At 61.3% G+C, this 22,561-nt stretch carries 12 protein-coding genes and 3 pseudogenes; 5 read left to right on the top strand and 10 right to left on the bottom strand.

What is annotated here, in order from left to right:
• Positions 1-27: 27 nt before the first annotated feature.
• From hutU to hutC, 4 genes and pseudogenes are all read right to left on the bottom strand, one after another.
• The gene (gene hutU, locus JN403_RS02485; protein WP_205487209.1) at positions 28-1,713 is read right to left on the bottom strand and encodes a urocanate hydratase; all 1,686 of its coding nucleotides are present in this window, start codon (positions 1,711-1,713) and stop codon (positions 28-30) included.
• A 487-nt stretch (positions 1,714-2,200) separates the two neighbouring features.
• Positions 2,201-3,375 (bottom strand): annotated as a pseudogene (gene nhaA, locus JN403_RS02480) (Na+/H+ antiporter NhaA).
• 54 nt (positions 3,376-3,429) lie between these two features.
• The gene (locus JN403_RS02475) at positions 3,430-4,023 is read right to left on the bottom strand and encodes a HutD family protein (RefSeq protein ID WP_205485058.1); all 594 of its coding nucleotides are present in this window, start codon (positions 4,021-4,023) and stop codon (positions 3,430-3,432) included.
• Positions 4,020-4,730, bottom strand: coding sequence for a histidine utilization repressor (hutC, locus tag JN403_RS02470; RefSeq protein WP_205487208.1), 711 nt, complete (start codon positions 4,728-4,730; stop codon positions 4,020-4,022). Before hutC ends, JN403_RS02475 begins: the two co-directional genes overlap by 4 nt.
• Before the next feature lie 190 nt (positions 4,731-4,920).
• Here hutC and JN403_RS02465 point away from each other — a divergent pair, with 190 nt between their 5' ends.
• A complete protein-coding gene (locus JN403_RS02465; RefSeq protein ID WP_205485056.1) occupies positions 4,921-6,285 on the top strand; it encodes a formimidoylglutamate deiminase in 1,365 nt (454 codons plus the stop codon).
• A 64-nt stretch (positions 6,286-6,349) separates the two neighbouring features.
• On the opposite strand, the gene JN403_RS02460 is transcribed toward JN403_RS02465, so the two are convergent.
• The 6 genes and pseudogenes from JN403_RS02460 to JN403_RS02435 all read right to left on the bottom strand — a co-directional run bounded on the left by JN403_RS02460 (position 6,350) and on the right by JN403_RS02435 (position 15,940).
• On the bottom strand, positions 6,350-6,844 hold the full coding sequence (locus JN403_RS02460) for a lipocalin family protein (RefSeq protein ID WP_240356926.1): 495 nt from the start codon (positions 6,842-6,844) through the stop codon (positions 6,350-6,352).
• Positions 6,845-6,930: 86 nt separating this feature from the next.
• Positions 6,931-7,185, bottom strand: coding sequence for an outer membrane protein assembly factor BamE (bamE, locus tag JN403_RS02455; protein WP_122533960.1), 255 nt, complete (start codon positions 7,183-7,185; stop codon positions 6,931-6,933).
• A gap of 259 nt (positions 7,186-7,444) precedes the next feature.
• A pseudogene (locus tag JN403_RS02450) lies at positions 7,445-8,454 on the bottom strand (class 1 fructose-bisphosphatase).
• 367 nt (positions 8,455-8,821) lie between these two features.
• On the bottom strand, positions 8,822-10,168 hold the full coding sequence (locus JN403_RS02445; RefSeq protein ID WP_240356924.1) for a DUF3999 domain-containing protein: 1,347 nt from the start codon (positions 10,166-10,168) through the stop codon (positions 8,822-8,824).
• A complete protein-coding gene (locus JN403_RS02440; protein WP_205485052.1) occupies positions 10,098-13,073 on the bottom strand; it encodes a DUF2339 domain-containing protein in 2,976 nt (991 codons plus the stop codon). Before JN403_RS02440 ends, JN403_RS02445 begins: the two co-directional genes overlap by 71 nt.
• A gap of 384 nt (positions 13,074-13,457) precedes the next feature.
• Positions 13,458-15,940 (bottom strand): annotated as a pseudogene (locus JN403_RS02435) (glycogen/starch/alpha-glucan phosphorylase).
• A 377-nt stretch (positions 15,941-16,317) separates the two neighbouring features.
• On the opposite strand from JN403_RS02435, the gene pip reads away from it, so the two are divergent.
• The 4 genes from pip to mdoH all read left to right on the top strand — a co-directional run bounded on the left by pip (position 16,318) and on the right by mdoH (position 22,555).
• On the top strand, positions 16,318-17,289 hold the full coding sequence (gene pip, locus JN403_RS02430; protein WP_122533954.1) for a prolyl aminopeptidase: 972 nt from the start codon (positions 16,318-16,320) through the stop codon (positions 17,287-17,289).
• The gene (gene dtd, locus JN403_RS02425; protein ID WP_122533953.1) at positions 17,290-17,727 is read left to right on the top strand and encodes a D-aminoacyl-tRNA deacylase; all 438 of its coding nucleotides are present in this window, start codon (positions 17,290-17,292) and stop codon (positions 17,725-17,727) included.
• A gap of 264 nt (positions 17,728-17,991) precedes the next feature.
• Positions 17,992-19,965: a glucan biosynthesis protein G gene (locus JN403_RS02420; RefSeq protein ID WP_205485050.1), complete on the top strand. Its 1,974-nt coding sequence runs from the start codon at positions 17,992-17,994 to the stop codon at positions 19,963-19,965.
• A complete protein-coding gene (gene mdoH / locus JN403_RS02415; protein WP_122533951.1) occupies positions 19,958-22,555 on the top strand; it encodes a glucans biosynthesis glucosyltransferase MdoH in 2,598 nt (865 codons plus the stop codon). The genes JN403_RS02420 and mdoH overlap by 8 nt, the downstream gene beginning before the upstream one ends.
• Positions 22,556-22,561 lie beyond the last annotated feature (6 nt).

The following is a 22,561-nucleotide window of genomic DNA, read 5'->3' as shown; positions in this document are numbered from 1 at the left end:
GGGTTTGGCGCAATGGCCGCTGAAGTGTCAGTCGATCATCGGCAGGTTCAACCCCTGCTCTTTGGCGCAGTCGATCGCGATCTGATACCCGGCATCGGCATGACGCATCACACCGGTGGCCGGGTCGTTGTGCAGGACGCGGGCGATGCGCTCGGCGGCTTCATCGGTGCCGTCGCAGACGATGACCATGCCCGAGTGCTGCGAGAAGCCCATGCCGACGCCGCCGCCATGGTGCAGCGATACCCAGGTCGCGCCGCTGGCGGTGTTGAGCAGCGCGTTGAGCAGCGGCCAGTCGGATACGGCGTCGGAGCCGTCCTGCATCGATTCGGTCTCGCGGTTCGGGCTGGCGACGGAGCCGGAATCCAGGTGATCACGACCGATCACCACCGGCGCCGACAGCTCGCCGCTGCGGACCATTTCGTTGAAGGCCAGGCCCAGCTTGGCGCGCTGGCCCAGGCCGACCCAGCAGATGCGTGCCGGCAGACCCTGGAAGCTGATGCGCTCACGGGCCATGTCCAGCCAGTTGTGGAGGTGTGCGTCGTCCGGGATCAGCTCTTTGACTTTGGCGTCGGTCTTGTAGATGTCTTCAGGATTGCCCGACAGCGCGGCCCAGCGGAATGGACCGACGCCGCGGCAGAACAGCGGACGAATGTACGCGGGGACGAAACCGGGGAAGTCGAAGGCATGGGTCACGCCGACTTCCTTGGCCATCTGACGGATGTTGTTGCCGTAATCGAACGTCGGCACGCCCATTTTCTGAAACGCCAGCATGGCTTCGACGTGCTCGGCCATGGACTGCTTGGCGGCCTTGACCACGGCGGCAGGCTCAGTGGCGGCGCGCTCGCGGTACTGCTCCCAGCTCCAGCCTTTGGGCAGGTAGCCGTTAAGCGGGTCGTGGGCGCTGGTCTGGTCGGTGACCATGTCCGGGCGTACGCCACGGCGGACCATTTCCGGAAGGATCTCCGCTGCGTTGCCGCACAAGGCGATTGAGATCGCTTTGCCTTCGGCAGTGTATTTGGCGATGCGGGCGAGGGCGTCGTCGAGGTCCGTGGCTTGCTCATCGACATAGCGGGTTTTCAGGCGGAAATCGATGCGGCTTTGCTGGCATTCGATGTTCAGCGAGCAGGCGCCCGCCATGCCGGCAGCCAGTGGCTGCGCGCCGCCCATGCCGCCCAGTCCTGCGGTCAGCACCCAGCGGCCTTTAAGGTTGCCGTCGTAATGCTGGCGACCGGCTTCGACGAAGGTTTCGTAGGTGCCTTGAACGATGCCCTGGCTGCCGATGTAGATCCAGCTGCCGGCGGTCATCTGGCCGTACATCGCCAGGCCTTTTGCATCCAGTTCGTTGAAGTGTTCCCAGCTGGCCCAGTGCGGCACCAGGTTGGAGTTGGCGATCAGCACGCGGGGCGCGTTGCTGTGAGTCTTGAACACGCCGACCGGCTTGCCGGATTGCACCAGCAGGGTTTCGTCGTCGTTCAGGTTCGTGAGGCTCTCGACGATCTTGTCGTAACACTCCCAGTTACGCGCTGCACGACCGATACCGCCGTAGACCACCAGTTCATTCGGGTTCTCGGCGACTTCCGGGTCGAGGTTGTTCATCAACATCCGCAATGGCGCCTCGGTCATCCAGCTCTTGGCGGTCAGTTGCGTGCCACGGGCTGCGCGGATTTCGACATCGCGGCGTTTGGTCCATTGCTGAGCAGGGGGTGTGGTCAGTAGTCACTTAACAATCCTCGATGATCAATCCGGCCTGGACGCGGGGTCCGTGACGAACGTGGAATAAGGTTCTGCGTGAGTGCTGCCGCTGTGATCCGGACCGGGCTCGATGGCCTCGTGCTGACTCATGCTTACTTGTACATACAAGCATATGCAACCAAGGGGCCAATGTTGGTTTTGCGGGCGCAGAAAAGCCGTTGGGCCGCGCTGGCCCGGTCGTTCCGAAGGTGAGTGAGTCGGGATATCGAAAAGCGCAGAAGCGGCCACAGGAAGGAAATTGTTACTTTTCGGTGCGCGCGCCCCAGTGCGGTGCGTGGCTAGGGGTAACAGAACCTCGTGCGCTGACACACGACCTGTGGGAGCGAGCTTGTTCGCGAAGAGGCCATTTCAGCCGCGGAGATGTAGCGGATGTACCGCCATCTTCGTGAGCAAGCTCACTCCCACATGATCGGTAGCGCTGGATATATCAGGGTGGTCTCAGTGCTAATCAGCGCTGAGCCAGCTTGCTGCGCAACAGCCACACCCCGGCAAGCGCCGACGCGATTGAGCCGAGCAACACGCCTACTTTCACTTCATCGATCAGATGCGCGGCGCCCGGGAATGCCAGGTTGCCGATGAACAGGCTCATGGTGAACCCGATCCCGCAGAGCAGGGCCACGCCATACAGCTGCGTCCAGTTGCTGCCTTCCGGCAGTGTCGCCAGACCGGACCGGATGGCCAGCACCGCCGCGAGAAACACGCCGATCTGCTTGCCGACAAACAACCCCAGTGCCACGCCCAGCGGCACCGGGTCTACCAGATTGCCCAACGTGATGCCCGACAAGGACACGCCTGCGTTGGCGAAGCCAAAAATCGGCACCACCGCGAACGCCACCCAGTAGTGCATTTTCTCTTCAAGAAACAGCAGCGGCGAGCGGGCTTCTTCCTTGCGCGTGCCCAACGGAATGCACAGCGCCAGAGCTACACCGGCCAGCGTTGCATGCACGCCTGATTGCAGCACGAAGAACCACAACAACAGACCGAGCAGCAGGTACGGCAGCAATCGCTGCACGCCCATGCGGTTCATGATGACCAGCACGGCCAGCGTCGCGAACGAGGCGCCGAGCATCGGCATGTTCAGGCCGGTGCTGTAAAACAGCGCAATGATGGTAACGGCGCCCAGGTCGTCGAGAATCGCCAGCGCGGCCAGAAAAACCTTCAACGACGTCGGCACCCGCTTGCCCAGCAACGAAAGCACGCCGAGGGCGAAAGCGATGTCGGTGGCCGCCGGAATCGCCCAACCGCTCAGGGTTTCGGCGTTGCCCATATTGACGCCGATGTAGATCAGCGCTGGCACCAGCATGCCGCCCGCTGCTGCAAAACCGGGCAGCGCACGCTGACCCCAGCTGGCGAGACCGCCGGCCAATACTTCGCGTTTGATTTCCAGACCGACCATCAGAAAGAAGATCGCCATCAGCCCGTCGTTGATCCACAGCTCGATCGACAACCCGCCCCAGACACTTTGCAGTGCGGCGAAATACGTGGGGGCGAGGGGGAGTTGGCAACGACGATCGCCGCGAGGGCGGCGCCCATCAGTACAAGGCCGCCTGCTGATTCCGATGCAAGGAAACTGGCAAGAATGGCGAGGGCTCGTGGGCTTTCTTTGTTGTTGAGCGTCGTCATGGTCGTCCCTGTGTGCTGGCGAAAAAACGCAATCTAACACAGGGGCGGCGGGACTCAGACGCGCGACAGCTCGATCACGCAGACGCGGCTGGCGCGTGGAGCGTAGAGCACCGCTTCCACTAGCGCGCCGGGGGCATTGTCCAATTGTAAGCAGTCATGTTGTTCGAGCAATTGCGGCGGATGCTCGCCGATGTTGGCGGCCATCTGCTCAGCGGTGCTGAACATCAGAAAAACGTCAGCCGAACTGAAAAACCGCTGCGGCTGCATCACGTCGATCCACTGCAGGCGCGCGCGGTAGCGGGCAGGCGAGTAGATCAGGTTGAAATCGCGTATCGGGCCGTCGAGCAGCGTGCATGACACCGCGCTGTCGCCGCTGAACGCGAACGGATCGGAGGGCAGCAGTGGCTCGCTATCTCTGCCATCGATATTCAGCGTCATGCCTGCGCCTTGCAGCACCGTGATGATGCGTTGATAACCGGCGAACACCGAAAAGCCACCTGACTCGGCGATGTCGGCGATGGACAACCGCCAGCCGAAACCTTCCAGTCCTTTTCCGGCATCGCGGGTAATTTCTTCAGTGCTGCCGCCACCGTTTTTCCAGGGCATGCGCCGGTAGTCAGCGGCGCGCAGAACAGTCAGTTGAGTCATTTGCTGAAGCGTCCTTCCAGGCGGTGGCGTGAGCCGGGGTGGATCAGGCGTGCGGCGGTCACCGGTTGGCGGCCGGACCAGGTGCGCCGGCGCACAAGAAGACACGGCTCGCCCTTCTCGATCTGCAGCAACTGGCACTCGTCGGGCTCGGCGAGAATCGCCTCGACCACGTGCTCGCCCTCGGTCAGCGGCGCGACCTGGGACAGATAAGCGTAGGGCGTTTGTTGGGTGAAGTCCTGCTGCAGGTAATCCGGCGCGACCAGGGCGTTGACGAAGCGGTCTTCGATTTGCACGGGAATATCGTTTTCGAAATGCACGATCAGCGAGTGAAACACCCGTTGGCCTTCACGCATGTCCAGCGCCAGCGCGCGTTCGGAGCCGGCAGCTTCTTCGGTCAGAATAATCACCTGGCAAGTGTGGGTATGTCCGCGGGCGGCGATCTCATCGGCGATGTTATGCACTTCGAACAGCGCGGATTGAGTCTTGGGCTCGGCGACGAAAGTGCCGACGCCCTGCATGCGCACCAACAGCCCTTCGGCGGTCATCTCGCGCAGGGCGCGGTTAATGGTCATGCGGCTGAAGCCCAGCTGCGTCACCAGTTCGCTCTCGGACGGCACGCGGTGATGCGGCGGCCAGGTGCCGTTCTGAATCTGCTGGGTGATCATGTGCTTCACCCTGGCGTAGAGCGGCGCCGGACTGTCACCCATCTGGGAAGCCAGCGGCAAATGGGCAGGTGGAGTCGGCACAGAGAAATCCTTGTTATGGCGTTATTCAGGCGAGAGAGGTTACAGCGTTCACGCTAACCATTAACACGTGGGCCGACAAGCGCGGCGCAGTTTACCGGCCGTATAAACGTCTGTATATGTATAGACAATTTCAAGCATGGGGTGCCGAGTCATGTCCGTTTTCTTTGCCGAACGCGCGCTATTGCCCACCGGCTGGGCCACTAACGTACGTTTCGAGGTCAGCGCCGACGGCTTGCTGAGCCAGGTTCAGTCCAATGCCGAACGCGTTGACGCCGAGGTGCTCAACGGGCCGGTCGTGCCGGGCATGCCCAATCTGCACTCCCACGCTTTTCAGCGCGCCATGGCCGGCCTGGCGGAAGTGGCCGGCAATCCCAATGACAGTTTCTGGACCTGGCGCGACCTGATGTATCGCCTCGTCGGGCAGATCAGTCCGCAACAGCTTGGCGTCATCGCGCGGCAGCTGTACATCGAAATGCTCAAGGGCGGCTTCACCTCGGTCGCCGAATTTCACTACGTCCATCAGGACACCACCGGCAAACCTTACACTGACCCTGCCGAACTCGCGCTGCAGGTCAGTCAGGCGGCAAGTTCGGTTGGCATCGGCATGACCCTGCTGCCGGTGCTTTACAGCCACTCCGGCTTTGGCGGTCTGACCCCGAACGAAGGGCAGCGCCGGTTCATCAACAGCACCGACAGTTACCTGGATTTGCAGTCCCGTCTGAAGCCGATCATCGGTAAGCAGCCGGCTCAGGCCCTGGGGCTTTGCTTTCACTCGTTGCGCGCCGTGACCCCACAGCAGATCAGCGACGTGACAGCCGCCAGCGACCCCCAATGCCCGATCCACATTCATATCGCCGAGCAGCAGAAGGAGGTCGATGACTGCCTGAGCTGGAGCGGTCGCAGGCCGTTGCAGTGGCTGTATGAAAACGTCGAGGTCGATGGGCGCTGGTGCCTGGTGCATGCGACCCATGCCGAGCCGGACGAAGTGGCGTTGATGGCGAAAAGTCGTGCGATCGCAGGACTGTGCCTAACTACCGAAGCGAACCTGGGCGACGGGATTTTCCCGGCGGTGGATTACATCGCTCAGGGCGGGCGCTGGGGCATTGGTTCCGACAGCCATGTGTCGCTGAGCGTGGTCGAAGAATTGCGCTGGCTGGAATACGGCCAGCGTCTGCGCGACCAGCGCCGTAATCGTCTGTACCGGCCTGATCAACCGATGGTCGGACGCACGCTGTACGACGCAGCCCTGGTGGGCGGTACCCAAGCGATGGGGCAACCGGTGGGTGTGCTGGAAGTAGGCAAACGGGCGGACTGGCTGGTGCTCGATGGCAACGACCCGTATCTGGCGACGGCATCCGATGATGCCATTCTCAATCGCTGGCTGTTCGCCGGGAGTGATCGCCAGATCAAGGATGTGATGGTCAATGGCCGCTGGGTGATCCGCGACGGCCACCACGACGACGAAGCGCAGACCAGCCGCGCGTTCGCTCAGGTGCTGCGAGAATTGCTGGGCTGATGCGCTGCAGTGAATGGATAGTAGTTTCGCGAGCAAGGTGAAGCATCACCTTGCTCGCGAAGGGTCAATCCGCCTTGCCCACCTTCGAATCCGCCACCCGCCAGATCAGCTTGGTGGTGTCGTAACCCTGTTGCTGCGCTTTCATCAGCAGGTCGTTACGCACTGAGTCCGGCACTTGAGGGGTGCGCGACAGCAGCCACAGGAACTTGCGGTTCGGGCTGCCCACCAGCGCTACTTTGTAGTCGGGGCTCACGTACAGCACCCAGTAGTCGCCCTTCGCCACACCGGGGAAGAGGTTCGAGAACCAGTTATCGAACACGACCCACAACTTGTCGGTCTTGCCTTTGATTTGCGGCGAAGCCGTCCCGGTTGCTTCCTCCCACTTGCCCTCAATGGTGCGGCAGCGGTTGGTGACGGCAATATTCCCGTCATCCTTCAGCGTGTAGTGCGCTTCGGACTGCGCGCAGTTGCGCTGGAAGAACATCGGCAGCCGCGCCACCTCGTACCACGTGCCCTGGTAGCGCTTGAGGTCGACATGATCGACCGTCTTCGGCGCCATGGATTCAGTTTCAGGCTTCGTCGCACAGGCGCTGATCCACACTGCTGCCAGCGCCACAGCGCCGATCTTCAATGCCTGACGAATGCTCATTTAAGGCCCTGCCCGGAAAACAGCACAACCTTGTCGGCGGCGTACTGGACGCTGATGAACGTCTTCGCATCGCCCCACGTGCAGCTGGACATGCCCAACGCGCCGGAGCATTCGGTCGGGCTGCCAAGCAACTGCTCGACCTGCGCCTTCGACATGCCAGCGGAGATTTTCGAGTAGTTTTCCTGGGTGACCTTGCTGCAGGCCGCCAGCAATACGCAGAACGACAACACCGCGAGAGTGCGCAAAGACATGAGATGAAGCTCCTGAATCCGATGGGGGCAGCGTCGCAGCGCCTAAAATCAGCAGATGATGATAACGGCGAATTCAGCATCGATACATTTCTGTAGGGGCCGGCTTGCTGGCGAACTCGTCGGGACAGGCAACCAGGCGGCGATTGGCCCATTGCATTCGCCAGCAAGCCGGCTCCTACAGACACGCGCTGCTGCTCAATGCGTCAATCAGCGCTGACATTGAAAAGATAATGGCCGCTTAAAGCGGCCATTCAGAACCTTATTCCTTGTGATACGCCGTTGCGCGTTCGACTTCTTCTTTCGAGCCCAGGAACACAGCCACGCGCTGGTGCAGGCCTTCGGGCTGGATGTCGAGGATGCGCTGATGGCCGTCGGTCGACGCGCCGCCAGCTTGCTCAACCAGGAACGACATAGGGTTGGCTTCGTACATCAGGCGCAGCTTGCCCGGCTTGGAAGGCTCGCGGGAGTCACGCGGGTACATGAACAGGCCGCCACGGGTCAGGATACGGTGTACATCAGCAACCATCGCCGCGACCCAGCGCATGTTGTAGTTCTTCTTCAGCGGGCCGTCTTCGCCAGCCAGCAACTCTTCGACATAGCGCTTGACCGGGGCTTCCCAGTGACGCTGATTGGACATGTTGACGGCGAATTCCTGAGTGGACTCCGGGATCTGGATGTCTTCGTGGCTGAGGACGAAGCTGCCCATTTCGCGGTCCAGGGTGAAGCCTTTGACGCCGTCACCCAGGGTCAGCACCAGCATGGTCTGCGGGCCGTAGATGGCGTAACCGGCGGCGACTTGCTGGGTGCCTGGCTGCAAAAAGCCTTCTCGTTCAGTGCTTCGTTCTGGCTCAGGTACTCGTTCGGGCAGCGCAGCACCGAGAAGATCGTGCCGACCGGCGCGTTGATGTCGATGTTGGACGAACCGTCCAGTGGGTCGAACACAAGCAGGTAAGCGCCTTTCGGGTATTTGCCAGGGATCTGGTAGGCATTGTCCATTTCTTCGGACGCCATGCCGGCCAGGTGACCGCCCCATTCGTTGGCTTCGAGCAGAATCTCGTTGGACATCACGTCCAGTTTCTTCTGCACTTCACCCTGCACGTTTTCGGTGCCCATGCTGCCGAGTACGCCGCCCAGGGCGCCTTTGGATACCGCGTGGCTGATCTCCTTGCACGCACGCGCCACCACTTCAATCAGAAAGCGCAGATCGGCAGGGGTGTTGTTGGTGCGGGTCTGCTCGATCAGATAACGACTCAAGGTAACGCGGGACATGGAGAGCTCCGAAATGGGGGATAAAAACGCGCACAGTCTAGCGTGAGCGGAGATTTAATACTGCCTGTCAGACCGGTTAGGTAGTGATTCAGTTCACGGGCTACATCCTAGTGGGACCGGCTTTAGCCGGGAAGAGGCCAGTGTGGACACCACAAATCTTGCAGCGTGACGACCGACGCCTTCCCGGCTGAAGCCGGTCCCACAAGGGATCGTCGCACCCGGTCGCATCGGTTGTACGTTAAGCGTAGCGCGAACGGGGTGACGAATCGGCGGCCATCGTCTGCAATTTTTTCGATCCCGGATCGATTCAGCGTCATCACCCCGACACTTATAATTTGGCGCGTAGGTTGGCGCGTTATTTTGCGCGTTACTTGCTACGAGACCCGCGCAGTGTGCCAAGCGCCATCCAGGCCAGAAAAACCACCCCGATTATCAGCACCGCCCACAAACCGATGCGTTTCAGGTCGGGACCACTGGCCTCCACGGGTGCAGCCGCAGCAACCGGCGCGACCGGTGTGGAGGCCATGGACGCGATGCCCAGTGCTGCCAGCTTCTCGGGGCTGACGCCGGGAATCAGCGTCGCCAGCGGCAGCGCCGCGCTTTTTACGGTGGCATTGCCAACCGCCAGGCTGTAAGGCGGCGCGCCCCGTCCGAGAAACACCAGTTGTGTGGCGCGCACGGCAAAACTCAGCGCTGGCGCGTCCTTACCCAGGCCGCCGCCACGGTCATCCACCTCAAGTTTCAGCTGCTGGACGACATTGCCGGGCAGCTCCATTTCGTCCTGCACAACGTCCTGACCATTCTGGCTGAGCCGATAAAGCAGGCCGTTGTCGATCATCTGCCATGGCGCGTTGCTGTCACGACGCCCATACAGCGTGGCGGGCGCGAGGCTGTTGGGCTGCGCAATGTTGATCCGCATGCGTTCCAGCGGCAGAGCCACCGGCAGTTGCCACACATACACGCCAGGTTTTTCGACGCGACCATTGATGGCCGGTGACCAGCTCAACGGCAGCACGCCGGGTTGAGTGCTGATTAGTTGCACGGCGTTCAGCGTCGGCGCGGACAGCGGCGATTTCCACAGCAGACGCAGATAGCGAGCGCTGCGTCCCGGCAGATTGACGACGCGCTGCTCAACCAGCTCTTCAGCAAATGACAGCCTCGCCACCTGACCCTCGCCCCAGCGCTGCCAATGCTGGAGGTCGTCGCTGGCCTCGATGCCGAACCGCTGAAAACCGTCGCGCTCGCTGCTCCAGTCCAGAATCAGTTGATCCAGCGGCGCGTCGATCGCGCTGGTGTCGAGCAGCCAGCCGCGCAGAATCTCTTCGCCCGCCTCAATCTCGCCCTGGGGCTGAACCTCCACCAGCGTGCCGTTGGGCGTGCGTTCGACGCGGATTTTCGGCTCGGCGTCTTTGGCGCCATCGCTGTTGTACAGCGGGAACCACTTCACCGAGACGGGGCTGGCGTCGGCCGCACGCTGGGGCGGGCTTTGGGTGATTGCGTAGGGTTGGGCCTGGCCGTCTGCATTGAAAACACGCACGTCGTTGAGAGTGCTTTGGCGCGCGTTCAACTGCACGCCGAGGGGCAATTCCAGCCGATACCAAGGCCCTTCACCGGTGACGGTCAGCGGCGCATGGGTGGTGAAATCATCCGGCAGATCCTCGGCCTGACTGAGCGTTGCCGCGCACAGTAGCGAGCCCAGCAACGGGGCGAGCAGGGCGGCCTTGACGATGAACTGACGACTCAACTGAACACTCCTTACGCGCTTCATTTCGATGCCCGGTCCGCAACATCCGTATCGGTCGAACCCTGGTCTCGGGCCGGATGCCGGGGCGGCAGGGGGCGAAATATCCCACCACCAGCAACAGAACGCCAACGCCGATAAAGGAAATGATTCGCTCCAGACCGCCACGATTGCTCAGCTCGACGAAGAATAGTTTGGCCACGACGACCCCGATCAACGCGGCGCCGGCAATCCACAGGTCCCGGCGGGCGCGCAGGTGGCCGCCGATCATCAGTGCCAGGGCCATCAGCGTCCAGACGATGGAAAGCCCGGCCTGCACACGCATCGATTCGAACAGCGCGTCGGGGTACCAGGCCACGCCGGCCCAGTGATGGGCCGTGCGCAGGACCATGGCGGTGATCAGTGCAAACAACGATGCGCCGGCAATGACCAGCGCCGTTTTTTGAGCACGCCTCACGCTGACGCCCAATTGCGGGAGGTGCTGGCGGGTCCAGCTGACGATGCCGGTCAGCGTGATCAGCAAGCCCAGTTCCAGCGGGTTCAGCAGCGGAAGATAGGGCAGGGGATCGGCAGCGCCTTCGCTGAACCCGTTCGCCAGCCAGAACCAGCCGAGCATCAACCCCGCCAGCGGCGCGGCAGCCCAGACACGGTACTCGCGCGGGTACGCCCGAACAGGCCAGGGCCACGTGCGGGATGCCGTCATCGCCAGCAAGTACAGGCTCGGCAACAACGCCCAGCCCAGCCAGCGCCAGGCGTTATAAGACTCCGACAGCACCAGCAATCCATAACGAAGCAGCAACGAAAGCACGCCGATGATCAGCCAGCAGCCGATGACGTGGGCCGCACTGCGCAAGCGCGGAAGCAGCATGTTGTCGAGCCGCTTCAAAGACCACAGGTGAACCGCAAACACTGCGATCCAGCCCAGCCAGCCCCAATCGGCAGCAGGGTTGTAGTAGGAACTGAAACTCATCAGCGCTAGCAACACCGCGCTCATCGGCGTCAGCAGCGTGGACAGTTGAGCAACTCCGGTCCAGTTCAGGCGCAGGGCTGCCATGGTCCATAGCCCAGCGCTAACGGCGCCCAGCACCAGCAACGTCGAGAACACGTTCGGGCCTGCTACGTAGTCAGTCATGATGAACAGCGCTACGGACCACCAAAGCGTTCCCCACATCAGCAACGCAGGTTGCAATACACGCTTGCTTAGCGACAGACGTAAAGTCCCGATGCGCTCCGCGGAGAACGCGCTGACCAGACCAGCGAGTGCGATGATCAAGGGGGTCCAGAAATCCCCCTGATTGAACGTCGGCACATACCAGCGACCGACCACTCCCAGGAACGCGATCCCGGCGCCCAGTTGCAGCAGCAAGCCAAAACCCCGCGCCAGCAAGCGGTTCTGTCGCATGCCGAGCCAGAACACGGCCGCGCCTTCGACGGCCCAGGCCACCGTCGTCCATTGCGCGCTCAGGCCAAGGGGAATCGCCAGGGTGCCGAACACAACGCCCAGTGACAGGCACGTTTCGACCAGCAGCAATGCCCGACCCGGTGCGCGCCCGGTCAGAAGTCGAGCGATGCCCATGTACAGCAAGCCAAGCGCCAGTGCGCTCAACGCAGCGCCGAATTCAATGTGTCGAACAAGGGCGTATTGCAGGCCGAAACCGACGATAGGCGTGCCGAACAACAGGCTGCCATCGACGTAGTGGGTCTGGCGCGCGGACCAGCGCAGGGTGGCTTCCCGGCTGTCGTCGTCGGGCCCGGCGGCGTGTTCTTGCAGCTTGCGTCGGGCGAACAACAGGCCGATGGCCAGGTACATCAGGAAGAACAGAATCAGGAACGGCTCGGTACTCCAGAACAGCTCGGGCGTGTAAGCGTCCATGCCCCAGGCGAAACCGATCCCGAACGTGCCGATGAAGCCGATCAGGTTAAGCGGGCGCCAGGCCTTGAACCACGCGATGGCGAAGATGCCCGCGTTGAGCAGGGCGAAATAACTGAACAGCGCGACGTGGCTGCCCTCGCCGGAGGACGTCAGCAGTGGTGCGGCAAATCCACCCAGCGCCGCGACGCAGGCGAGGGCCAGGGAATTTTGCGTGACGGCAAGGATCGCCGAAAACACGGTGACCGCGACCAGCAGGCTGAACGCCATCCCCGGCGCCAGCAGGGTGTGGACTTTCATAGCGGCGAACACGGTTAGGTACAGCACCGCGACGCCGGTCCCCTGCAGCATCAGCGCGAAGGATTCATTGCGTTGCCGTAGCCACCAACCCAGACCCAGCAGCGCCAACGCTGCCAAAGCGACGCCGGCATAGCGGGCCTCGATCGGAACGACCATGCCCTCAGTGGCGTAGCGCAGCAGAAACGCCAGACCGAGAAACAGCAACACCACGCCGACCCGCAGCACGGTGTTGCCACCCAGCAGCCAGTTTTTAGCACGCAGAAGGGCGCTGTCGAACAGATTGGGCTGGGCGGAAGCGGGCGCAGAAGCGGGCTCATAACTCGGGGCTGCAGGGGCTGGCGGCTGCTGAGGCCGACGCCATTCCGAATCGCTGACATCCGAGGCCGCGGGCTCGAGGTCCGGAAGGTCCCACAGCAGTTCCGGGCCGTCGTCTGCGATGGGCTGAACATTCAACGGCGCCGACACGGGCGCATCCGGCAATTGTGCGGCGGCGGAGTCCAACTGGCTGAGGCGTTGCTGGACGACGTTGAGATCCAGCCGGGTCTTGGCAAGTTCGGCTTTCTGCGCGGCCGTTTCGCGTGACAACGCAGTCAGCCGGAGGCTCAAGCCCGCGGCCAGGCCGACAACCGCACCGACAGCGCCGCCCAACAGCGACTCATCAAGAAGCGCCCCGATTACCAGACCGGCCAGCAGAAGAATCCATTGCACGCGACGACGTCCCTTTTCGGCCGATTAACGGCGATGGCGAAAAGTATATCGGGCGTCAGGAAAGGGGAAACATTTTGTGTCGGGGAGGAGAGCTGGGTTTAAGAGGGCGGTGAAGGGGGGCGGCGTTTCTTGGTGAGTGAAAATAAGTCTTCGCGAGCAAGCTCGCTCCCACAGAGTTTGGGTTGACTCGGAAATCTCTGGCGCGCTGCTGGAATGGTGGGAGTGAGCTTGCTCACGAAGAGGCCGGTACATCCGCTAAATCGTCAGCGGCTGAACTGCCTTATTCGCGAGCAAGTTTGCTCCTACAGGATGTGCATCTGCTTTGAAGCCGAGCGGTGTGGCCGAGGTGATCGTTTCGGGGAGAAACGATCACCTCACACGCCTTTAATCCAGAGCGTTCCAGATTTCGGTCGCGTACTCGCGGATGGTCCGGTCCGAGGAGAACCAGCCCATGCGTGCGGTGTTGAGCACCGCAGAGCGCCACCACTCTTTCGAATCGTGCCAGCGCGCTTCGACCTTCGCCTGGGCGTGCCAGTACGACTCGAAGTCAGCGCAGACGAAGAAGCGGTCGTAGTTGATCAACTGATCGATCAACCCGGCATAGCGATACGGATCATCCGGCGAGAACACCCCGCCCCGAATCGCTTGCAGCACGTCATTCAAACGCCCGGATGCGGCGATGTCCTGATGCGCGTTGAACTCACCGGCATGCTTGCGCGCTTCGACTTCCTGCGCGGTCATGCCGAAGATGAACATGTGCTCCAGGCCGACCTGCTCGCTCATCTCCACGTTGGCGCCGTCGAGTGTGCCGATGGTCAGTGCGCCGTTGAGGCCGAACTTCATGTTGCTGGTGCCGGACGCTTCCAGACCCGCCGTGGAAATCTGCTCCGACAGATCCGCCGCCGGAATGATGCTTTCCGCCAGGCTGACGTTGTAGTTCGGCATGAACACCACTTTCAAACGGCCGCGCAGCGTCGGGTCGTTGTTGACCGTGCGTGCGATGTCGTTGGTCAGCTTGATGATCAGCTTGGCCGAGTGATAACTGGCTGCCGCCTTGCCGCCGAAGATCTTCACACGCGGCACCCAATCGGTGCTCGGGTCGGCACGCATGGCCTGATACAGCGCCACGGTGTGGAACAGGTTCAGCAGCTGACGCTTGTATTCGTGGATGCGTTTGACCTGCACGTCAAACATCGCCTCGGGGTTAACCGAGATGCCCATGCGTTCCTGAATGATCGAGGCCAGGGCTTGCTTGCTTTGCAGGCGCTGAGCAGCGAATTCCTGCTGGAAACGTGCGTCGTCGGCCAGCGGTTCCAGTTTCAGCAGTGCGGTCTCGTGGTTGTCGAGCACTTGCTCGCCCAGCTCGTTGACCAGCATGGACGTCAGCTGCGGATTGGACTGGAACAGCCAGCGGCGGAAGGTGATGCCGTTGGTTTTGTTGTTGATGCGGTCCGGGTGCAGCTTGTGCAGATGGGCGAAAACGGTCTTGCGCATCAGCTGAGTGTGCAGGGCCGACACACCGTTCACGCTGTGCGAACCCAGGAAAGCCAGGTTACCCATGCGCACGCGACGGCCGTTGTCTTCTTCGATCAGCGACACGGCGCGCAGCAGGTCGAACAGGCCAGGGTCGTCTTTGAAGTCCTGGCGAACCTTGTCGATGTGCTGGGCGTTGATCATGTAAATGATCTGCATGTGGCGCGGCAACATGCGCTCCATCAGGCCGACGGACCAGGTTTCGAGCGCTTCAGGCAGCAGCGTGTGGTTGGTGTACGCCAAGGTGCCGACGGTGATGCGCCAGGCCTCGTCCCATTCCACGTCATGCAAGTCGATCAGAACGCGCATCAGCTCTGCCACAGCGATCGACGGGTGCGTGTCGTTCATCTGGATGGCCACGTGTTCCGGCAGGCTGCTGATGCTGTAGCCCATGTTCTTGTGGCGGCGCAGCAAATCCTGCAGTGACGCCGAAACGAAGAAGAATTCCTGGCGCAGGCGGAGTTCCTGGCCGGCTTCGGTGCTGTCGTTTGGATACAGCACGCGGGAAATACTTTCTGCCCGCACCACTTCCGCCACCGCACCGACGTGGTCGCCGGCGTTGAAGCGTTCCAGGTGCAGGTCTTCCACGGCGCGCGCACGCCACAGGCGAAGCGTGTTGACCGCTTTGCCGCGCCAGCCCACAACCGGGGTGTCGTACGCGATCGCGCGGACGGTTTCACCTGCGGTCCAGACTTGACGGGTTTCGCCCGAGGCATCCAGTACAGGTGCGCCGGCTGCATCAAGCTGGGGCTGCACGCTGCCGCCGAAACCGATCTGGTAAATCACTTCCGGGCGTTCGAATTCCCACGGGTTACCGAAGTCCAGCCAGTTTTCGGTCTGCTCCTGCTGCCAGCCATCGACGATGGCCTGACGGAAGAGACCGTGTTCGTAACGAATGCCATAGCCGTGACCGGCAATGCCAAGGGTCGACATGCTTTCCATGAAGCACGCAGCCAGACGACCGAGGCCGCCGTTGCCCAGTGCAGCATCAGGCTCCAGCGAGCGAATCTGCTCCAGGTCGACGTTCAGGCCCTTCAACGCTTCGCGCGCGGTTTCGAGAATGCCCAGGTTGCTCAGGCTGTCGAACATCAGACGGCCGATCAGGAACTCGAGGGAGAGGTAATAGACGCGCTTTTTTCCTGCCGGTAGACGTAGCGCGTGTGGTTCATCCAGCGCTCCGCCATTTTGTCGCGAGTCGCCAAGGCAATTGCCATGAACCAGTCATGGTCGAAGGCATGGTCGGGGTCTTTACCGACGGCAAACTCGAGTTTGTTCAGCACAGCTTCTCGGAAGGCTGCCACTTCAGCGTCACGAACGTTGGGTTCCGGAGACATCGGGTACGACCTCAAGTTGTTTTGACGATTAAATGGGTGCGTAGACTGTAGGGCGTGTCATTGGTTATTTCCTCCCGGTCGGATGAAAAATACGCGAATGCACGACCCTCGGTTCGACTCGAACAAGCTACCTCGGTTCGCCGTCATTGCACATCGCGACGAATCTCTGGCGCTTTCCCATGATGTCAAGACGGCTTGCATTGATCGTTCCACTCTTGCTCATGCGCCGGCTGTTGCGGGGCAGAGTTGGGCCCATGGGCTCGAACAGGCGAGAAAAGTTGGCTCGAATCAGGCAAGCATGTTCATTCGCCGATTCGGGTTTATGATGCCCCACGGCAGATAGACCGCAGCCCCTGAACCGGACTTTTGGAGCACTTATGCAGACTTTGTACCCGCAGATCAAACCTTACGCCCGGCACGATCTGGCGGTTGAAGAGCCGCATGTGCTGTATGTCGATGAAAGCGGCTCGCCAGACGGCCTGCCCGTCATCTTCATTCACGGCGGGCCGGGTTCGGGATGCGATGCACAGAGCCGCCGCTATTTCGATCCTAATCTCTATCGCATCATCACCTTCGATCAGCGCGGTTGCGGCCGCTCCATCCCCCACGCCAGCCTGGAAAACAACACCACCTGGCACCTGGTCGATGACCTGGAACGCATCCGCACCCACCTGGGCATCGACAAATGGGTCGTGTTCGGTGGCTCGTGGGGTTCGACACTTTCCCTGGCCTACGCGCAGAAGCACCCTGATCGAGTTCATGCACTGATTTTGCGCGGCATCTTTCTCAGCCGGCCCCAGGACATCAAGTGGTTTTATCAGGAAGGCGCCAGCCGCCTGTTCCCGGATTACTGGCAGGACTACATGGCGCCGATTCCGCCGGACGAGCGCCACGACGTGCTCGGCGCGTTCCACAAGCGCCTCACCGGCAGCGACCAGATCGCCCAGATGCACGCCGCCAAGGCATGGTCGACATGGGAAGGGCGCACCGCCACACTGCGTCCGAATCCGCAGGTGGTCGACCGTTTCACCGAGCCCCATCGCGCCCTGTCCATTGCGCGCATCGAATGCCACTACTTCACCAACGGCGCGTTCCTTGAAGAAAACCAGCTGATTCGTGATATGCCGAAAATCGCCCATCTGCCGGGCATCATCGTCCACGGCCGCTACGACATGATCTGCACGCTGGACAATGCCTGGGAACTGCATCAGGCGTGGCCGAACAGTGAGCTGCAGGTTATCCGCGACGCGGGTCACTCGGCGTCCGAGCCGGGTATCACCGACGCATTGGTGCGCGCAGCATCAGAAGTGGCGCGCCGTTTGCTGGATCTGCCACCGGAAGAGGCATAAATGAAAGCGTTGCTTCAGCGTGTCTCCCAGGCGCGCGTTGACGTTGCTGGCGAAACCATTGGCGCGATCGATCAAGGATTAATGGTCCTGATTGGCATCGAGCCTCAAGACACGCCGGCCAGCGCCGACAAGATGTTGCACAAGCTGCTTAACTATCGGGTGTTCAGCGACGCCGACGGCAAGATGAATCTTTCGTTAATCGACGTTAATGGCGGGTTACTGCTGGTCTCTCAGTTCACACTGGCGGCGGATACTAAAAGCGGGATGCGGCCAAGTTTTTCAAAAGCAGCACCCCCGGCTCTCGGCGCCGAGCTGTTTGGCTATCTGGTAACAAAAGCCAAGACGTCTCACGCAACCGTGGAAACGGGCCAGTTTGGTGCGGATATGCAGGTGCACCTGATCAATGATGGCCCCGTGACATTTTTGCTTGAGACCTGAATAGCCTGGTCCGATTGATGGCCCCGGATTTACGCGCTCCAAACGCAATAAATAGTTTGCGTCCCCTGATGCGTTGTAACGCGAGCTACTGGATAATCGCGCGCTACAAGGACGGGCCAAGGCCCGTCAAATCGGTAAAACGCAGACTGCTCCGGCACCGCTTGGGGAATCATTGGCCCTTTTTGGAGTCGGAACAGTGCTCGCCAACCCGGCATTTGAAAGCTGGCCGTTGGTTTCTTCATCTGTTTTCGGCGAGGGTTGCTCGTGATTGTTAGTCCATGTAATGCACCAAAGAACCCGGGCGGACGCTTGCGCAGCGCGCTGCTGGCAGGGTCGGCTTTGTTTTGTCTGTTCGGCGCCAGTCAGCTGTGGGCGTTCGATCTCGACGACGTGGCGACAAAGGCCAAAGATCTGGCCGGACAGAAATTCACCGCGCCGAAGAGCAATCTTCCGGCCGAATTCCGCGACATGAAGTTCGCGGATTATCAAAAGATCCGCTTCTTGCAAGACAAAGCCGAATGGGCCAATGACAAGACCCCGTTCAAGGTGTCGTTCTACCACCAGGGCATGCACTTCGACACCCCGGTCAAAATCAACGAAGTCACCGCCAACTCCGTCAACGAGATCAAGTACGACCCGAGTCGTTTCGATTTCGGCGACGTGAAGTTCGATCCCAAGTCGACCGAGAACCTGGGCTACGCCGGTTTCCGCGTCACTTACCCGATCAACAAAGACGACAAGCAAGATGAAATCATGACCATGCTGGGCGCGAGCTACTTCCGCGTCATCGGTAAAGGTCAGGTTTATGGTCTGTCTGCGCGCGGGATGGCGATCGACACGGCCATGCCGTCAGGTGAGGAATTTCCTCGCTTTACCGAATTCTGGATCGAGAAGCCGAGCCCGGATGACAATCATCTGGTCATCTTCGCGCTCCTCGACTCCCCTCGTGCCACCGGCGCGTACAAGCTGACCCTGCGTCCGGGCACCAACACACTGGTCGACGTCCAGTCGCGCATGTACCTGCGTGACAAGGTCGGCAAGCTCGGCGTAGCGCCGCTGACCAGCATGTTCCTGTTCGGCGCCAATCAGCCGTCTAAAGTCCTCAACTACCGTCGCGAGCTGCACGACTCCAGCGGTCTGTCGATCCAGGCAGCCAATGGCGAGTGGATCTGGCGTCCGCTGAATAACCCTAAACACCTTGCCGTCAGCAGCTTCTCGGTCGAGAACCCGCGCGGTTTCGGTCTGCTGCAGCGTGGCCGCAACTTCAGCCATTACGAAGACCTGGATGACCGCTACGACAAGCGTCCGAGCGCCTGGATCGAGCCGAAGGGCGATTGGGGCAAGGGCACTGTTGATCTGGTGGAGATCCCGACGGCTGACGAAACCAACGACAACATTGTTGCGTTCTGGAAGCCGGAAACCCAGCCAGAGCCGGGTCAGCCGGTCGACTTCAACTATCGTCTGCACTGGACCATGGATGAAGACGCCATTCACTCGCCTGATCTGGGTTGGGTGAAGCAGACCCTGCGCTCCACCGGTGACGTGAAGCAATCCAACCTGATTCGTCAGCCGGACGGCAGCGTTGCCTACCTCGTCGACTTCGTTGGTCCGAATCTGGCCAAGCTGGGCGAAGATCCTTCGATCCGCAGTCAGGTCATCACCGATGACAACACCGATCTGGTCGAGAACAACCTGCGTTACAACCCGGTGACCAAAGGCTGGCGTCTGACGCTGCGCCTGAAGGTCAAGGATCCGGGCAAGTCGGTTGAAATGCGTGCCTACCTGCTGCGCGAAACCCCTGCCGAACCGGGCAAGGAGCCAGCGGTAATCACCGCTGACAAGTCGGACAAGAAGCCGGCTGCCAAGGCTGACGCCAAAGCTGTTGTTGCCGCGGCGCCAGTCGTTGCCGCACCGAAGGACGAGAAAGCCGAAATCGTCAAAACCGACGCCTTGAAGGCCGGTGATGCGAAAGACGCGAAAGACATGAAGGACGCCAAAGGCCCTAAAGCCGACAGTAAGGACGCTGCCAAGCCTGCTGACGCCGCCAAGGTTGCCGAAGCCAAGTCGGACGAGGCCTACAAGCCTGAAGCTGCGCTGGGCGACGCCGCCAAGGCCAACAAAGGCGCCAAAGACACCCCGCAGCCAGCGGTCCAGGCTGCACCCACCCAACAGGGGCCGGACATGATTCAACAAATCCTGACCGAAACCTGGAGCTACCAGTTGCCAGCCGATGAGTAATTCACACGCGGTGCCAGAGCCTTTGAATGAGTCTCTCAGCGAGTACCTCGCGCATCTGCCGATGACCGACGCGCAGCGGGCAGAACTTGCCAGCTGTACGTCGTTCGCTGAGCTGCATGAGCGCCTTTCCGCGCAAACCGTCGCTGATCCCGCCGAGGCCTCCCAGGCCTCGGTGGGTCGTCGCCTGACCCTGACGACCGCTGATGAACTGCACGAAGCCGAGATGCTGAGTGTGGACGCCAGTGGCCGCGTTGTCCTGAAAGCGACGCCGCCGATTCGTCGTACCAAAGTCGTGCCGGAACCGTGGCGGACCAACATCCTGCACCGCGGCTGGCGCCGGCTGACCGGCAAGACCAATCCGCCGCCGCCCAAGGATGATCTGCCACGTGATCTGCCGAAGGCGCGCTGGCGCACCGTGGGTTCGATCCGTCGCTACATCTTGCTGGTCCTCATGCTGGGCCAGACCATCGTCGCCGGCTTCTACATGAAGGGCATCCTGCCGTATCAAGGCTGGTCGCTGGTTTCATTCGACGAAATCAGTCATCAGACCCTTTGGCAGACCGCTGTTCAGGTCATGCCGTATGCGCTGCAGACCAGCATCCTTCTGCTGTTCGGGATTCTCTTCTGTTGGGTATCGGCCGGTTTCTGGACCGCGCTGATGGGCTTCCTCGAATTGCTCACTGGCCACGACAAGTACCGTATTTCCGGTGCCAGCGCGGGCAATGAGCCAATCGAGGCCGGTGCGCGCACTGCGTTGGTCATGCCGATCTGCAACGAAGACGTGCCTCGCGTATTCGCGGGTTTGCGAGCGACGTTTGAATCGGTGAAAGCCACGGGCGATCTGGATCGTTTCGACTTCTTCATCCTCAGTGACTCCAACGAAACCGACATCTGCGTGGCCGAGCAACAAGCCTGGCTGGACGTCTGCCGTGAGACCGGTGGTTTCGGCAAGATCTTCTATCGTCGTCGCCGCCGTCGCGTTAAGCGCAAGAGCGGTAACCTCGATGACTTCTGCCGTCGCTGGGGCGGTGAATACCGCTACATGGTCGTCCTGGACGCTGACTCGGTCATGAGCGGCGAATGTTTGACCAGCCTCGTGCGTCTGATGGAAGCGACGCCGGACGCCGGCATCATCCAGACCGCGCCACGTGCGTCAGGCATGGACACGCTTTACGCGCGCATGCAGCAGTTCGCGACTCGCGTGTACGGCCCGCTGTTCACGGCCGGCCTGCATTTCTGGCAGCTGGGTGAATCCCACTACTGGGGTCACAACGCGATCATCCGCATGAAACCGTTCATCGAGCACTGCGCCTTGGCGCCGCTGCCCGGGAAGGGTGCGTTTGCCGGTGCGATTCTGTCCCACGACTTCGTTGAAGCTGCGCTCATGCGCCGTGCCGGCTGGGGCGTGTGGATTGCCTACGATCTGCCGGGCAGCTACGAAGAGCTGCCGCCGAACCTGCTGGATGAACTCAAGCGTGACCGTCGCTGGTGCCACGGTAACCTGATGAACTTCCGTCTGTTCCTGGTAAAAGGCATGCACCCGGTGCACCGTGCGGTGTTCCTGACCGGCGTGATGTCGTACCTGTCGGCGCCGTTGTGGTTCTTCTTCCTCGTGTTGTCCACAGCGCTGCTGGCGGTGAACACGCTGATGGAGCCGACCTACTTCATGGAACCGCGTCAGCTGTATCCGTTGTGGCCACAGTGGCACCCGGAAAAAGCCGTTGCGCTGTTCTCCACGACGGTCGTGCTGTTGTTCCTGCCGAAGCTGCTCAGCGTGATTCTGATCTGGGCCAAGGGCGCGACCGGTTTTGGTGGCCGTATCAAGGTCACCCTGTCCATGCTGCTGGAAATGCTGTTTTCCATGCTGCTGGCGCCAGTGCGCATGATCTTCCACACCCGCTTTGTACTGGCTGCGTTCCTGGGCTGGGCAGCGACGTGGAACTCGCCGCAGCGTGATGATGACTCGACGCCGTGGAGCGAAGCGGTCAAGCGCCACGGGCCGCAGACGCTGCTGGGCTTTTGCTGGGCGTTGCTGGTGGCCTGGCTGAATCCAAGCTTCCTGTGGTGGCTGGTGCCGATCGTGGGTTCGTTAATGCTGTCGATCCCGGTCTCGGTGATTTCCAGCCGCACGAATCTGGGTCTGAAGGCGCGCGACACTAAGCTGTTCCTGATTCCGGAAGAGCACACGCCGCCTCAAGAGCTGGTGTCCACTGATCAGTACACCCACGAAAACCGCTGGCACGCCCTGAACGACGGCTTTGTTCGCGCCGTGGTTGATCCACAGCAGAACGCCCTGGCCTGCGCGCTGGCGACCTCTCGCCATCGCGAAGCCGAGCCGATTGAGTGGATGCGTGTCGAGCGTGTGCGTCATGCGATCAAGGGAGGCCCTGAGCTTCTGAACAACCACGAGCGCCTGCAGTTGCTGAGCGATCCGGTTGCGCTGGCTCGGTTGCACGAGCTGGTCTGGAGCGAAGGCAACTCCGCCTGGCTGAATGCCTGGCGCGCTTCGGTGGAAGCCGACCCCCATGCGCCGCTGCTGCCACTGCAGCCAGCGACCCATGTGAACGACGCGACCCTCGTCAACGCCTGATCCACC

This window comes from Pseudomonas sp. 15A4, assembly GCF_016925575.1.
Lineage (GTDB): Bacteria > Pseudomonadota > Gammaproteobacteria > Pseudomonadales > Pseudomonadaceae > Aquipseudomonas.
Note: the sequence above shows the minus strand (reverse complement) of the source record. Positions and strands in the feature narration are given on the sequence as shown.

Coding starts and splice junctions, on each gene's coding strand:
- hutC (WP_205487208.1), bottom strand. CDS start 4,730: ATGGGTGACAGTCCGGCGCCGCTCTACGCCAGGGTGAAGCACATGATC.
- JN403_RS02475 (WP_205485058.1), bottom strand. CDS start 4,023: ATGACTCAACTGACTGTTCTGCGCGCCGCTGACTACCGGCGCATGCCC.
- mdoH (WP_122533951.1), top strand. CDS start 19,958: ATGAGTAATTCACACGCGGTGCCAGAGCCTTTGAATGAGTCTCTCAGC.
- JN403_RS02460 (WP_240356926.1), bottom strand. CDS start 6,844: ATGGCGCCGAAGACGGTCGATCATGTCGACCTCAAGCGCTACCAGGGC.
- bamE (WP_122533960.1), bottom strand. CDS start 7,185: ATGTCTTTGCGCACTCTCGCGGTGTTGTCGTTCTGCGTATTGCTGGCG.
- pip (WP_122533954.1), top strand. CDS start 16,318: ATGCAGACTTTGTACCCGCAGATCAAACCTTACGCCCGGCACGATCTG.
- JN403_RS02465 (WP_205485056.1), top strand. CDS start 4,921: ATGTCCGTTTTCTTTGCCGAACGCGCGCTATTGCCCACCGGCTGGGCC.
- dtd (WP_122533953.1), top strand. CDS start 17,290: ATGAAAGCGTTGCTTCAGCGTGTCTCCCAGGCGCGCGTTGACGTTGCT.